Raw genomic sequence first — 15,077 nt, 5'->3', positions numbered from 1 at the left:
ATGATATGTTTTTTGTGTTAATAGACAAACTCAATGATATGTTCCTTTCCATCATCCGGCAACCTCAGCAGGCAGGTCCCCTGCTTCTTGTCGGGACACCAGGCAGTTATCGTAAACTCTGTCTCCCGATTTTCTTCCAGCTTTCCGACATTCGTTTTCTTGATTTTCTGACCGTCCAGCAAAGCTGTTTTCGGCATCTGTTCCGTATAGATGCAGAACATCAGGTTTCGTTGGCCGGGTAAGCTATATTTCTCACCAGTCCGTGTACCTACTTTCAGCGTATAGCCTTTGTCGGTAGTCTGGCAAGTAATAGGAGTGCGCATGAACTCTCCACGCAAATATCCTAAATCAGTTCCTGCATCTTCATAAAGCGAGAAGGTAGTTTCACTGCCCGCTGCAGCAGGAAATATCTCAAACGTAACCGGATAGACCGGTTTCTCATCCGTATAGTTCATGACCGGCATTTGAGGTATGATACTTCCCTGCTTTACAAACATAGGAATAGTATTGAGGGGAGCATCCACCGTCATCCATTGCTCACCGCTATATGCTGTGTGTTTGTTGTTGTAGTCAATCCAAGTTCCTTCAGGAAGATACACATTCTTGTTTCGCGCTCCTTTCTTTACCACCGGAGCAACCAGCAGTTCGCTGCCAAACATGAACTGGGCATCCGTAGAGAACGTTTCCATATCTGCCGGATATTCCAGAAACATCGGTCGCATGAGAGGCAACCCCGTTTCGTGTGCTTCGCGGGCATACGTATAGATATAAGGCAAAAGACGATACTTCAATTCGATGGCTGCCTTGGCATTCTTCTCGGCCTCTTCGCCGAACAGCCACGGCTCCACAGCCACGTTGCCCTCATGATGAATGCGGCTCAGGGGATTGAAAGCGCCCATCTGTATCCACCGCGTATAAAGTTCAGCCATCGCAGGATAATTCTCTATATCTCCGCAATAACCGGTAATGTCACAAGTAGTAAAAGGAATAATTCCCAAACCGGCAGACAACAGTACCGGAATCTGATTGGCCATCTGTCCCCAGCCCTGCGTCACGTCATCACCGTTTCCACAGTCACCGGTCCAGCCGAAAGTATAGCGTTGCAAGCCCGCAAAAGCGGCACGTGTCATCTGAAATACGCGACGGTTAGGATTCCGTTTTTCAAACTGCTCCTTCACCACCTTATCCCACGTAAGACCATAAACATTGTGAATCTCATCATGCATGCCCAAATGGTGTTTCATCACCAGGCGTTCCGTCTGCTCCTCATTGCTCCAGGCAGGTTCACCCATATCAGTCCAGAAACCGGCAATGCCATCATCAATGGGCTTCTGCTGATAAGCTCCCCACCAGTCTGCCACAGCAGGAAGGGTGAAGTCCACTACTCCACAATTACCACCCCAGGGCCAGGGCATGTCATAACTCCTGCCGTTGGTGGAGTCCTTTACCAGATACCCTAACCTATCAGCTTCCTCCCATTGCCGCTTATTGGCTTGTGAAATGACCGGATCTTGCGAAACCACCACCTTGAAGCCCATATCCTTGAGGTCTGCAAGCATCTTTTTCGGATTCTCGTAGTTCCCTTTCCGCCACTCAAAATCCTGCAAATACTGTGTCCAGCCTATGTCCTGGTAAATAACATCACAAGGAATTCCACGCTTACGATAGCCTTCAGCTATTTCATAAGACAATTTCTCGCTCGTCAGCAGTCCCCGGCATTGTGCAAAGCCCAATGCCCATTTAGGAGGCATTATGGGTTTTCCCGTTAGGTCGACATATTGTTTCATGATTTCCTTATAATCCTTCCCGAAGATGAAATAATAAATCATCTCTCCCCCAGGAGCCTCGAAACTGTAGTAATCGCGGCTTTCCGTACCAAACTTAAATTCGGTTTTATACGTATTGTCCAGGAAAATACCATAACGATAACTGCTCATAAAGAACGGAATACTCTTGTAGAGCGGGTCCTCAACGGCACTATAACAAGGCTTGTCACTGTTCCACATCTTGTAGGCTTCGCCGCGACGGTCCAGCTTGCCGGTCTTTTCTCCCAAGCCGAAGAAGTGTTCGTCACGACGGAGGGTCTTGTATTCCAATTTGCGCTGCCCGTTACTGATATGCCCCTTATCGGCATAATCACTGAACAGCAGTTTCTGATACTTGTCGAATATCTGTAAGTTAAACGGAGACTTGTTTACCCGGATACGGAGTTTAGGGGTAAAAATCTCGTAGCAGGCATTCTGTTCGTCCACATGGACGGTACCGACATCCTCCAGGTCCTCATTGACGACGGCAAAGGAAGGATTATTCCGCTGGAAACTACCGTCGGGAGAAAACCATATACGTACCGTAGACTGACTACACAGACGTAATTGTATGGCAGAACTGTCATTTAAATAGAAGGTCACACTGCGGTCGTCACTGGTATAAGAAGTGCAGTCTCCGGTGCGGTTCTGTGCATTCGCATATACTGAAAATGCACAGACGGCAAAAAATAAAAATATATATTTCTTCATTACCATAATCTGTTTGTTCCTTTATTGGATATTCTTATTCCATCACAAGCATGCTCCAGTACTTCAGCAAGGGCAAGGTAAAGGTAACCGTGCCGTCCTTCTGTTCGAATGACAGTTCCTGCGAAGCACCGGCATGGAAATCGGGCGATGCAACCCATATCTTGTTCACTTTACCGGAAACATTCATCTTCAACGGCACGTCGGACACCAGACGCGGTTCGGGCATTGTTCCGTTCAAATCCCTCCAGCTTAAGTTATCCGCATTGAGGAAGTTGAGCAGATGAATGACTTGCCTGCCATTTACATTCTTGGCATATACAGTGATGGCAGACTTCTGCGGCGGCCATGCATTCAGAGAAAGATTCCGCGCAGCATCCGTACAGTTCAGAGAAACGGAAATCTCCGCCTCCGTATCTTTATCACGAAGCAGGTTCTGATAAGCCGTCATAAAGTCATAATAACGAATCATGGCTGTTTTCAGTACATCGTTCATCTGCAAAGCCGTGCTTGGAAAGTACTCGCGGCATAGCATGTGGTCACCCAATTCCAAATGAGAGCCTCCCAAAGCAAATATCACAGCATCCGTCAGCAGCACACCCGGTGTATTGAACTCACCGGTACTGCTACCTGCCTTGTCATAGTTCATATATGCGGCAAACACCGTTTTCAAGGCATGGTTGCCATACTGGTCGTTCGCTTTGATAATGGTGTGCAGATCCTTGAAGCCTGCCTCATCGCCCCATACTTCATTATAAAGGAAATCCACTTTACCCGTACCAGCTATCTGGGAAGCTCCATAGCTGGAGACGGCATTCATCACCAAACGCTTGTCCGGATGCTTCTGTTTCATGGCTTCGATGAACGAGGCATATCCCTTAGGCAGATTTACCTTATTGCCATCATAGTCATAGCGGTCACCCCGGTTTCCCAGTTGGTCTATCTGATAACCGTCAAAGTCCAGATTGGCATAAACATCATCGTTTTTCTGGGCAATATATGCCTGCCATTCCGTATTGGCGGGATTGAGCAGGAAGATATTACTTTTCCAACTGGAGGGCAAGTCATGCGAATCCTTATCCATGCGTCCCGTGTTCTTGAATATGTACCATTCTTCCTTTACCCCGTCGGAAACGGCATCGTCCAAAGCTCCGAAACATAGATTGTAAAACATGGACTTCATGCCCAGGCTGTGTTGTGTAGAGATATACTTCTCCACTACCTCGGTATAGACCTCCCGGTTGGCAATGTCCTTATAGACCTCGTCCAGATGCTCACGCGTACCGCCCAACGGCCAATGATGCTTGTTGTGCCAATCCTGAAACTGTACTCCGTTAATGTGGCAACGGTTCAGGAAAGCCATCTCCTTCTCTATCACTCCATCCACCTTTTTCGAAGCATCAAAAGTGGCAACGAAACCATAACGTGGAAAACGTGTCCAGTCACTGGATACATCTACGGCAATAGTACCAAGAATAACCTCTGTTCCATTCTCTTTCGTACGGTACACATCCACCAGATAACCGGTATAATCGGTTGCCGGAGCAGTCCAAGTCCAAGTAGTACCGGCAGCAGCCTGCTCCGATACAACCTTGTCCATTGTCCGGTAGCGGATTTTAGCTCCGGCAGGAAGGGCGTCAGCTGTAAAAGAAACACTCTCGCCCGGCCGGTAACATGCCTTGTCGGTAGTGAGGTTGACCGTCAAGTCCGAGGTGACTGGGGTTACTTCCGTAACCCCTCCACTCTCTCCGCCTCCACCGGTACCGCTGCCGGTATCATCACTCTCCTTGCTGCATGCAACCAGCAGCAAGGCTACCAGTGTTGTATAAACTATCTTCTTCATCTATTGTAGATACCTATTGTTTCACGATTGAAATTGTCTCTTCCAGCTGATTCAAAGTAATCAAATAGGAACCTGCTGTCGTAATCTTCCACTTCTGGTCGATGCCGCCTACCATCACGTCCAGATATTGCGCTTTGAACGCTTCGTCTGATTTATCAAGGAAAAGCATCGGTTCTGTTTCTCCTGCAGGCTGTTTGTCTGCTACAGCCGGCATGAACCAGGCTCCATTCCAATCTTCCTGCTTATCACAAGTAAATTTCAACTCACCGGCATTCAGCGTACCTTTCCAAGTAAACACATACGGATTATCCGTTGTCTGCATCGGCGTAGCATCACCAATCGTCCAACCGGCCGGAGTAGCATCACCTACCATATAAATCATCTCATACGGAGTAAATTCGCTCATCATCATGCGTTCCTTACCACTACGGATATCCATGCAAATCTTGTAGGCCTTGCCGCATTCCCCATCTTTCAGCACCCATTTATTGTCCGGGTCGAACCCTTTCACAAACACCACTTCTGTATCGGTATAAGCAGCATCGGCATTCTTGGCCTTATACATGTTCTCCCAACTTCCATCGGAGGTTCCGAACTTGAATTCCCCTCCTTTGCCCACTTCAAAGAACTTGCCGAAGCGGAACAAGTATGGATCGAGCACATCTTGTTTCATCTTCACGAATCCCCAATCCGTAGCGTTACCCACAAAATAAAGCTGGTCGTAGGCAGGTGCCAACGTCTCTGTCTGGGTCAATGTAAGAACACCGGTAAACAGATTGGCTTCGACGATGTAATTATGGTCTTCTTCGACAACAAAAGGTTCATCCGGCTGGTCATCACTGCTACGAAGAACCAGCAATCCATCTGTTCCTTTGTTGTAAGAGGGCAGGAATAAGCCTAAGGTCGTGATGAACTTAAATTCACCGGCCACAAGCCGGCCCGTCCATGTAAAGATACCATTGTCCTTGCGGGTCATCTCTGTCGCATCATCGGCACTCCAGCCGCCCGGAGTGGCACTACCTATCAGATAAAGGGTGGATGTGAGCGGTTTATAGGCTGTAACACTGAAAGCAGTGGTAGACACCTGTTTTTCGTCCCGTTCTGTTACAGTAGCTGTCAAGCGCGCTTCCAACGAAATGTTCTCCCCGGCAGTTGCCCCAAAATGGTTGCGCAGGATGTCATTCAATTCCTCCACGCTCTTTTTCCATGAGTATTCTTGTACGGCATTCTCCACAGCTACATAAGAATCTGCAAAATCACTGCCGGTCTTGGTCAATTCCAGCGTATAGGAAATTTTATTACCCGTCCCATAATTGGTTCCCGTAGTCCAGGAAAGCTCCAGGGCATCATCGGCATGTGCCTGCTCATTCAAAACAACTTCCGTCTTGCTGGCCGTCAGTACAAGTTCATTCTGTCCTTTATCCAATTCCATGTAATCATCATCTACACAAGCAGATAAGGCTGCACAGCCCAGTAAGGCAAATACAAGGTGTGAAATATATTTCTTCATATTCTTCTGATTAAATTAATTAATAACCCGGGTTCTGCACCATTAAGGTATTAGCATCCATCTCCGTCTGCGGAATAGGGAACAGCAAGCGGTTCTTGTTCACGTTGCTCTTTCCAATGGAATGCAGGAATTTAATGGCATACTCTCCATTGTTGACACGAATCATGTCGAACCAGCGATGCCCTTCGAAAGCTAGTTCCATGCGGCGCTCATGGATAATCTTTTCACGCATGGTTTCCTGTGACAAGCCCGAAACCTCCGGCAGTCCGGCACGCTTACGTACAATATTCAAAGGCACGGCAGCCTGGTCAGGGCGTCCCATTTCATTCAAAGCTTCGGCCTTCTTCAGCAGGACGTCCGCATAACGATAAATCACGAAGTTGGCAGGATTGGTATTGTATTCCGGAGAAACCGTTTTCGACACCAGAAACTTGCGTACATTGTATCCCGTATTGGAATAAGAGCTTTTGTAAGCCTTACCGTCAAAATCCGGACATCCGGCATAAAGCACGGTCAAATCCTTACGTTTGTCACCGCTCTCATATTGACCCACAAATTCTTCTGTAGGCTGGTTCCAGCCATAACTGCCGGCAACAAAGTCCGAATTACGGGGACCCATGAAAGTTGAAAGCCAGGAAGACTGCGGATTGTTTCCCCAAAAATCATATTCCGTATTGCCCGAATACTGGACCTCGAACAAAGATTCCGGCCCGTTATTGACCAATGCATCGAAATTGTCCTCATACTTGCAGGAAGAAAGGTCATACCCCAAATTTGTTATCTCATCACACAAATCAGACACCTCCTGATAATATTCCGTATGATTAGGAGCCAGCGTCAGATAAATATCTGCCAACATGGCCAAAGCTGCATCTTTGCAGGCACGTCCCACGTTCTCGTCGTCGTAAGAAGACTTGGCAGGAAGCAGGTCAACCGCATTCTTACAATCGGAAATTATCTGGGCATAAGTCTCTTCGACTGTAGCGCGTGCAATGTCTGTCGGTTCTCCCGGATTATAAGGAGCCAAACGCAGTGGAACACCACCGTACAGACGTACCAATACATAGTAATAATGTGCACGGAGAAAATAAGCCTCTCCCAGACAGCGGTTCTTGATTTTCTCTGACACGGCTTCAGCCTCCAGAAGACTATTCAACACAATGTTGCATTGTCCTATCCCCACCCAGGGAGAACGCCACATGTACAATGCCATGCCATTGTCGCTCTGCGTTATGAAGTTAGAAGCTTGTATCGTTTCAAGGCCGTCGGTACCGCCACCGGCACCCACCAGACTGTTACCCGCCACAATATCCAGTGTCCAGATACGCTGGTTGTACATATTGGAAGACTGAAGGGTGCGATAGCAGGCATTGGTCAGAGCAATGGCCACATCATCGGTCACCGTCGTTTCCGGGTCAACCGTATTTTTAGGAGACTTGTCCAGAAAGTCGCTGCAGGAAGCCAGCAGCAATACTGCCAGCATATATAGTAAATTTGTTATCTTTTTCATATCCGAGTCAATCATTAAAAGTTAAAGTTTAATCCTAAGCTGAACGTACGGGAAATGGGGTAACGGTTCTGGTCTATTCCGTTAATACCCACTTCGGGGTCGAAACCGGAATATCCGGTGATGGTAGCCACATTCTCACAAGATAGGGAAAGGCGTGCATTCTCAATCTGGGCTTTCTGTAACCACTGCTTCGGGAAAGTGTATGAGAGTGTGATATTCTTCAAACGCAGATAAGAACCATTCTCCACAAAGCGGTCTGACACGCGTGTATTCTGATTGGGGTCGCCGAACACGGCACGCGGCATCGAATTGCTGGTCCCCTCTCCTTGCCAACGCTTCAGTACGTCGGTAGTCTGGTTATAGGCAGCTGCCATACCGGTATTGTCGATATTGTTGGCATTGTATATCTTATTTCCGGCTATACCTTGTAAGAAAACAGAAAGTTCGAAACCCTTATAGGAAAGGCTATTGTTCATAGAGAACAGCCAACTTGGGTTCGGGTTACCGATGACGGTACGGTCACTATCATTGATGACACCATCGTTGTTCAAATCCCTGAAACGGATATCACCCGGCTCAGCTCCCGGCTGCACGGCATGTGTATTCACTTCAGACTGGTTCTGGAAGATTCCGTCCGTAACATAGCCGTAGAAGACATTAATGGGATAGTCCTTTGCCAGCATCGTTACATAGGAGTTATTGATTTGGTTAATGTAATAAGGAACGTCGCTGTTCAAATCCTTAATTTTATTCTTGTTGTAAGTGGCGGTCAGGTTCGTTTCCCATCCCAGTTCACCGGTAAGATTGATGGTATGCAGACTCATTTCAATACCTTGATTACGTACTTTTCCGGCATTGGTATACGTGGTTGTAGTATCTTCAAATCCCGATGTGATGGGGATAGACGCCTTTACCAGCATGTCTCTCGTCTCCTTCAGATAAGCATCGAACGAGAACATAACGCGTGAATTGAACAGTGAGGCATCAAAACCGATGTTGGTTTGTGCCACCTCTTCCCAATGGATATACGGGTTGGCGAGAGTAGAAGAAACCAGCGCTGTCTGATTGCCGCTCGAAATGCCAAAAGGATATACACTGGTATTGTAGGATGCCAGATAGCTGTAGTTTCCAACACTTGCCTGGCTACCGGTCACACCGTATCCCGCACGCACTTTCAGGTCATTGATATAGTCGTTTTTTGGAAACCACTTTTCCTGAGAGGCACGCCATGCCACAGATACGGAAGGGAAAGTACCCCAGCGATGTTTCTTACCGAAACGGCTGGAACCGTCACGACGAATGGTTGCAGTCAGCAAATAGCGGTCTTCGTAAGAGTAGTTGACACGTGCCATGTAAGAGAGCAATGCCCACTCTGTCTCGTTTCCACCGATGGCATACATTTCCTCGCCATTATCCATTTCGTGCACATTGTCGAACATAAACACATTCTTCTGCGCATTCAGGTAGTCATTGGTGTTCCATTGGGCAGACATACCGGCCATCAATCCCACACGATGTTTTTCTGCAAAAGTATGGTCGAATAGGAAATAGTTGTCCCACAAATAAGTGAACGACTTGTTATCGCTCTTATAACGTGAAGTCTCCTCTGTGGGAGTGGGTTTCCAGTTATACTTGGGGGTAAAGTTGTCTATGAACCAGAATTTGGCATCGTAGCCGAAAGTACTTTTAAACTTAAGCCATTTGGTAAAAGTAAGTTCTGCCGTCAAGTTGGCCAGGAAGTTATATCCATCAGTCTGACTCTTGTTCAGTTCCGTCGGTCCAATGGGGTTGCGCGTGCTGCCATACCATTCCGAGTTACCATCAGGGCCACTCCAACTGCCATCTTCATTCTTCACCGGATAAATGGGGAGCGCTTTCAGCGCATCACCTATATTATAGCTGCCCGACTTCTTCGTATCGGCACTGAACGTAATGTTATTGGAGAACTTCAACCATTTCAAGACTTGCGCATCACTGTTGGACTGGAATGTGAAGCGACGGTAATTCACACTCTTCACGATACCGGACTGATCCAGAAAACCACCGGACACATAATAATGGGATTTCTCGTTACCGCCGGAATAACTTACCGTATAGTTCTGCATCACACCCGTACGGAGCAATTCATCCATCCAGTCGGTACCTGCACCCAATTCAGAAGGATTGGCCCATTCCGGATTAGGATTGCGTCCACTGTTCACCATCATGTCATTACTCAACTCGGCATACTGCGCCGCGTTCAATAAAGAAGGTACGTTCGTAGCATTCTGGAAAGAGTAATTGGCAGATACAGCAAGTTTTCCTTTTCCTTCCGTACCGCGTTTGGTGGTAATCATCACAACTCCATTAGCTCCCCGGGAACCGTAGATGGCTGTGGCCGAAGCATCCTTCAATACATCCAAACGTTCCACATCGGCCATATTTAAGGAAGACAAGCCCAAGTCGGTAGGCACTCCGTCAATCACGACCAGCGGGTCGCAGTTGTTGATAGAACCCAAACCACGAATCTTGATGGATACATTGTCTCCCGGTTTACCGGCATCTACAATCTGCACACCTGAGATTTTTCCCTGGATGGCTTGTCCCAAATTGGATACGGGGGAATCCTTGATATCCTTGTTACCGATGGAGGACACTGCTCCTGTAAGGTCGCTTTTCTTCATGGTGCCATACCCTATCACCACCACTTCATCCAGCATTTCGGCATCTTCAGACAAAACTACCTGAAGCTGTTTCTGTCCCTTCACCTGCACCTCTTGAGTCTTATAGCCTACAAATGAAACGACAAGAGTACCGTTCGAAGACATGTTCAAAGAGAAATCACCGTCAATACCGGTTATTGTCCCATTTGTGGTTCCTTTTTCCATTACACTGGCGCCAATAACCGTTTCACCGGTCTGGTCTTTCACTACACCTTGTACTGTAATTTGCTGTGCGAACATGCACATCGGAAGTAACATTCCTATCAGACAAACCATCATCCGTAGCCTGCTGATTGGCATTTTGTACTTTTGCATAATATAAGAATTTAAAGTTAATAATAAAAACATAAATCACATGTGTCACTCTTTCCGAAGAGGAACAATGCAAATGTATCAGATAAGAGAAGCCAATAGTGGAGGAAAGAGTAAAAAAGTAGTGGTTTACATCATTCAAAAAGGCTTAAACCACTATATATCAATAATATATAAAATTATTACCCAACTAAAAAAGTAGTGAAAATATAAGGGTAAAAGAGACACTTCCAAGCTTCAAAACCCCTATTCTCAGTTCTTCGACTTGCCAATTGTCATCACTTCCTGTTCCAACAAGTCGCGGTCACCGGCAGCCTTGTTGCGAACCTTCGTACGATAGTTATAAATGGTGGTAACAGAATACCGAAGGAACTGGGCTATCTTCACGCTGTCAGTAATGCCCAAACGTATCAATGCAAAGATGCGCAACTCTGTATTCATCCGTTCGCCGGCTTTCAAGGATATTTGCTCATCATCGGCAAGCAGGGCATTGAAGTCTTCTACAAAAGTAGGAAACAGCTGCAGGAAGGTATTATCAAAGTTGGTATAGAATTCCTTTAATTCCCCCTCTATGAATTTAGAAGACTTGATGTTCTTGTAGAGTTCCTCCACATTTCCGGTAGCGGCAATCTTTCCCAGCGACCGGCGGTAATTGTCCATCTTTTCCAAATAGACCGAGCACTGGTCCATATAACGGCCGATATACTCCTCCTTCAGATAGGAGTTTTCGGCAATGCTGTGGTTGGCCTCCTTGAGTTGTGCATTGGAAAGGTGAAGCTCATCATTCAGCTCCTTCAACCGTTTGTTGGCGTCAATCACTTCCCTGCGGGCGGCAGCCACTTTCTTCATCTGCTTGTATACATAAAATATGGCAAGTAACAGAAAAAGTGAAAGCAGGCTGATAGATACCAGTGCCCATTTCATCTGCTCCTGCTGCTTCTCCGTCTTTTGCTGGTAAGCATCATTAATGATGGGAAAGATTTCCAGAATCTCCAGCTTGCGCAACCGGGCATTGCAGGCGGCTGCATCTTCCATACATATCTTTACATAAGAATAGGCACGCTCGATGTCTCCTTCCTGGTAAAGCAGTACGGCGAGCTTGCGTAAAGAGATATATTCACGGACAGCGGTTTTCATATCCGCCATAGCAGAAACAATCAGGTATTCCTTTTCCTTCTCTTTGTCCCCTTTCAGCCGGTAAGACTCTGATAAAGTATAGGCACAAATCGCAACGTCGTGTTCATAGTCCTTCTGCAGCGCCAGATAATCCGTCAGCAAACGGATGGCCTTGTCATATTCATTGCGTACATTATACTGGTCGGACTGAATCAAGGTATGTATCAGAAGATTATCTTTATTGACCAACAGCAACGAATCACGATATTTGTCCGTAAGCTCCGTATAAAGCTTCTTTTCATATGCCGTCACGGCATAATCGGCCATAAGGCCATAGACCGTACGGTAGATATGGTAATAATATGGATGGATATCCACCGGCAACCGGTCTATATGGATATTCCGCATCAAATCCATAACTTCCTTATACATACCGGTCATTCCCAAAACATCTGCTTTATTCATGCGGGCATTGTCTATGTATTCCCGGTTTCCAAGACGTATGGCTATCTGTTCCCTTTCCTCGGCCATGTGCAATGCAGAATCCGTATTGAACGAACGGTACTCATCCAGCAATGTGCCAAGAATGGCAAAACGTTCTTCATCCGGTATCTGTCGATGCAACTGTCTTTTCAGTTCCACCAGTTTCAGCTCTTTCTGCTCCATATATATGGGACGCTCCTTTATCGCCTGGTCCAGTTTCAGCAGCAAAGAATCCGCCCGGCTGCTGTCTGCAGCATGAAGGCGGCACATACAGATGGTACAAAGACACAAGAATATGATTATATTTTTCATCCGGCTTTCCGATTAGTTAAAGGCAATACTTTTTGAGAATCCTCATGCAAAAGTAATTAAAATACCATAAAAACCTATTCTACTATCATTAAAAGCTCGAAAGCAGAGTGATAAAAAGGCATACTGCAAGCAAAAGAATCAAAATATTGAATTACCTTTACGGAAAATCCAAAGAAAGACCATATCATAAATATCATCCGAGCATCATGGATATACACACATTTATTGCCAATTATCAGGAAGCTTTCGGCCAACACGCCGAACTCCCCATCGCCTTTTGGTATTCAGACCGAATGGAGGCATCTACAGAGAAAGTAACCGGTTGTCTCTTCAAATGCATGAAACAAGTCAGAGACGGCAAAACCGTCAGTCTCAGCAACGAAACAATCACCTGCGGAGGAGGCAAGTTCTATACCGGATTTACAGAAATGCCCGAGCGCGTCCCGGGTTTTGTCTCCTTGAAAGAGAAATACAAGAAAACTCCCGAAATGGTGGTAGATTTTGTCAATGAGCTACAGATTTCCAGAACTGACAAAGCCTATCTGCATTTTGCCCGCATAGACAAGATACCTTCCTTTGATGAAGTGGAAGGACTGCTGTTCCTGCCAACTCCCGACATTCTATCCGGACTGGCGACATGGACCTTCTTCGACAACAATGCATCGGATGCCGTAGCAGCCCCATTCGGCTCCGGCTGCTGTTCCGTCATTACCCAAACCATCATTGAAAACCGGAAACAAGGGAAACGTACTTTCCTGGGATTCTTCGACCCCTCCGTCCGCCCATACTTCGAAGCGGACTTATTGAGCTTCACTATCCCCATGTCCCGATTCAAGGAAATGTATCACACCATGCGCGAAAGCTGTCTGTTCGATACACATGCCTGGGGAAAAATCAAGGAAAGGATACAGCTGTCCCAATCAGGAGACGTACATATCCTCCCCTCTCCCATTTCCTTCCCCATCCTTCCGGACATTTATCTGCAGGAAATCAGAATAGAAGATGCCGCAGCCATCTACCATGCCATCGACACACACCGGGACTACTTAAGAACATGGCTGCCATTTGTGGATAATATGCGCACAATAGCTGATGAAGAAGCTTTTTTACGTCAGGTATTATCTGCTCCTGCCGAACGAAATGAGCCAATATTCGGTATTTGGAACCAACAACATGAAATCTGCGGACTGATAGGTTTCCATTTCTCCGATTTCGACAACCACCGTACAGAACTCGGCTATTGGCTACTGCCGGAATACCAGCATCGGGGCATCATTACTGAAAGTGTCCGCAAGCTGTGTCTGTGGGCCGTACAAGAAAAAGAGATAAAGCGGATACAAATTCGCTGTGCCGTGGGCAATGCAGCCAGTAACGCCGTACCGGTTCGCCTCGGTTTCGTCCATGAGGGAACAGAACGTTGCGGAGAACTGCTGGCTTCTGGAGAATATACAGATATACATATATACAGCATCCTGAAAGAAGAAGTGCTGGCCAACCTCAAACGATAAAATATCAAATATATATCAACTATTGAAATTATACATGGAACAACAACCTCATCTCAATGACCACAACAAGCAGGAGTACCCTCCTATGCACACCACGGAGCACATCATCAACCAGACCATGATAAGGTTATTCGGTTGCGGCCGCTCCATATCAGCACACATAGAACGGAAGAAGAGCAAGCTGGACTATCTCCTTGCCGCCTGCCCCACAGAAGAAGAAATAAAGAAGCTGGAAGAGGCCGTAAACGAGGTAATCGCCCGACAGCTGCCCGTCACAACAGAATTCATTACGCAAGAGGAAGCGCAAGGACGTTTCGACTTGGAACGCCTGCCCGATGGTGCTTCGGAAACGGTACGTGTCGTGAAAGTAGGCGATTACGACGAATGCCTCTGCATCGGAGTACATGTGGAGAATACATCAGAAATCGGAACCTTCAAAATCATCAGTCACGATTGGGACGAAGAAGCCAAGCGTTGGAGAATGCGTTTTAAATTAGTCTGAAAATCTATCAATTTTTAATAAATAAGATAGCAAAATGGCATTAAACAAGCAAATAAGTCAGTTTTTCAATGACAAATAGTCAATAAAGTCAGTGAAAACTGGTTGGCATAAGGTTTGCAATATTGTTAGCGAACGACGGTTCAAGAAACGGATGGTGAAAACCCAAAAGGCAGACACCCGAAGACAAAGAACCGGAGTTCAAAACTAAACAGCATGTTTAACTTAAACAATAGGAGACTATAACTATGATGCCTGTAAGAAGAAACCAAAATTGGTTACCGAGTATTTTTAATGATTTCTTTGACAATGATTGGATGGTAAAAGCAAATGCCACCGCCCCTGCCATCAACGTATTCGAAACAGCAAAAGAGTACAAAGTTGAATTGGCTGCTCCCGGTATGACAAAAGAAGACTTCAACGTTCACATCGATGAAGAAAACAATCTGGTCATCAGCATGGAAAAGAAAACAGAAAGCAAGGAAGAGAACAACAAGGACGAAAAGAAGGAAGGCCGCTACTTGCGCCGCGAATTCTCATACACCAAGTTCCAGCAAACCATGATTCTTCCGGACGATGTCGATAAGGAAAAGATTGGCGCCCATGTAGAAAACGGCGTGTTGAACATTACATTGCCTAAGTTTACAGAAGCAGAAAAAGAAAAGGCCAAGAAATTCATCGACGTAAAATAACGCCCGGCCATTAAAAAGAAAATCTCCCGCTGCACAAGATAATGCAACGGGAGATTTTTTATATCCATAGCCATACG

9 protein-coding genes are annotated in these 15,077 nt (G+C 46.3%); 3 read left to right on the top strand and 6 right to left on the bottom strand.

What is annotated here, in order from left to right; genetic code table 11:
• Positions 1-17 precede the first annotated feature (17 nt).
• From DXD78_RS07140 to DXD78_RS07115, 6 genes are all read right to left on the bottom strand, one after another.
• Positions 18-2,516 (bottom strand): glycoside hydrolase family 31 protein, encoded by a 2,499-nt coding sequence (locus DXD78_RS07140; RefSeq protein ID WP_034529757.1) that lies wholly within the window; start codon positions 2,514-2,516, stop codon positions 18-20.
• 34 nt (positions 2,517-2,550) lie between these two features.
• On the bottom strand, positions 2,551-4,356 hold the full coding sequence (locus tag DXD78_RS07135; protein ID WP_009038355.1) for a glycoside hydrolase family 66 protein: 1,806 nt from the start codon (positions 4,354-4,356) through the stop codon (positions 2,551-2,553).
• A 13-nt stretch (positions 4,357-4,369) separates the two neighbouring features.
• Positions 4,370-5,866, bottom strand: coding sequence for a SusF/SusE family outer membrane protein (locus tag DXD78_RS07130; RefSeq protein WP_009038354.1), 1,497 nt, complete (start codon positions 5,864-5,866; stop codon positions 4,370-4,372).
• Between the two features lie 19 nt (positions 5,867-5,885).
• Entirely contained in the window at positions 5,886-7,376 is a 1,491-nt protein-coding gene (locus DXD78_RS07125; protein ID WP_009038353.1) for a RagB/SusD family nutrient uptake outer membrane protein, read from the bottom strand.
• 14 nt (positions 7,377-7,390) lie between these two features.
• Positions 7,391-10,393, bottom strand: a complete 3,003-nt coding sequence (locus tag DXD78_RS07120) for a TonB-dependent receptor (protein WP_009038352.1) — start codon at positions 10,391-10,393, stop codon at positions 7,391-7,393.
• Between the two features lie 249 nt (positions 10,394-10,642).
• Positions 10,643-12,301: a DUF6377 domain-containing protein gene (locus DXD78_RS07115; protein ID WP_008664452.1), complete on the bottom strand. Its 1,659-nt coding sequence runs from the start codon at positions 12,299-12,301 to the stop codon at positions 10,643-10,645.
• A 206-nt stretch (positions 12,302-12,507) separates the two neighbouring features.
• On the opposite strand from DXD78_RS07115, the gene DXD78_RS07110 reads away from it, so the two are divergent.
• The 3 genes from DXD78_RS07110 to DXD78_RS07100 all read left to right on the top strand — a co-directional run bounded on the left by DXD78_RS07110 (position 12,508) and on the right by DXD78_RS07100 (position 15,000).
• Positions 12,508-13,809: a GNAT family N-acetyltransferase gene (locus DXD78_RS07110; protein ID WP_083790062.1), complete on the top strand. Its 1,302-nt coding sequence runs from the start codon at positions 12,508-12,510 to the stop codon at positions 13,807-13,809.
• Between the two features lie 34 nt (positions 13,810-13,843).
• Positions 13,844-14,311, top strand: a complete 468-nt coding sequence (locus DXD78_RS07105) for a hypothetical protein (protein WP_005827650.1) — start codon at positions 13,844-13,846, stop codon at positions 14,309-14,311.
• A gap of 245 nt (positions 14,312-14,556) precedes the next feature.
• A complete protein-coding gene (locus tag DXD78_RS07100; protein ID WP_005827646.1) occupies positions 14,557-15,000 on the top strand; it encodes an Hsp20/alpha crystallin family protein in 444 nt (147 codons plus the stop codon).
• Positions 15,001-15,077: the final 77 nt, after the last annotated feature.

The organism is Bacteroides sp. D20 (assembly GCF_003436255.1).
Classification (GTDB): domain Bacteria; phylum Bacteroidota; class Bacteroidia; order Bacteroidales; family Bacteroidaceae; genus Bacteroides; species Bacteroides uniformis.
The sequence above is the reverse complement of the archived record's forward strand: the minus strand, read 5'-3'. Positions and strand labels throughout refer to the sequence as shown.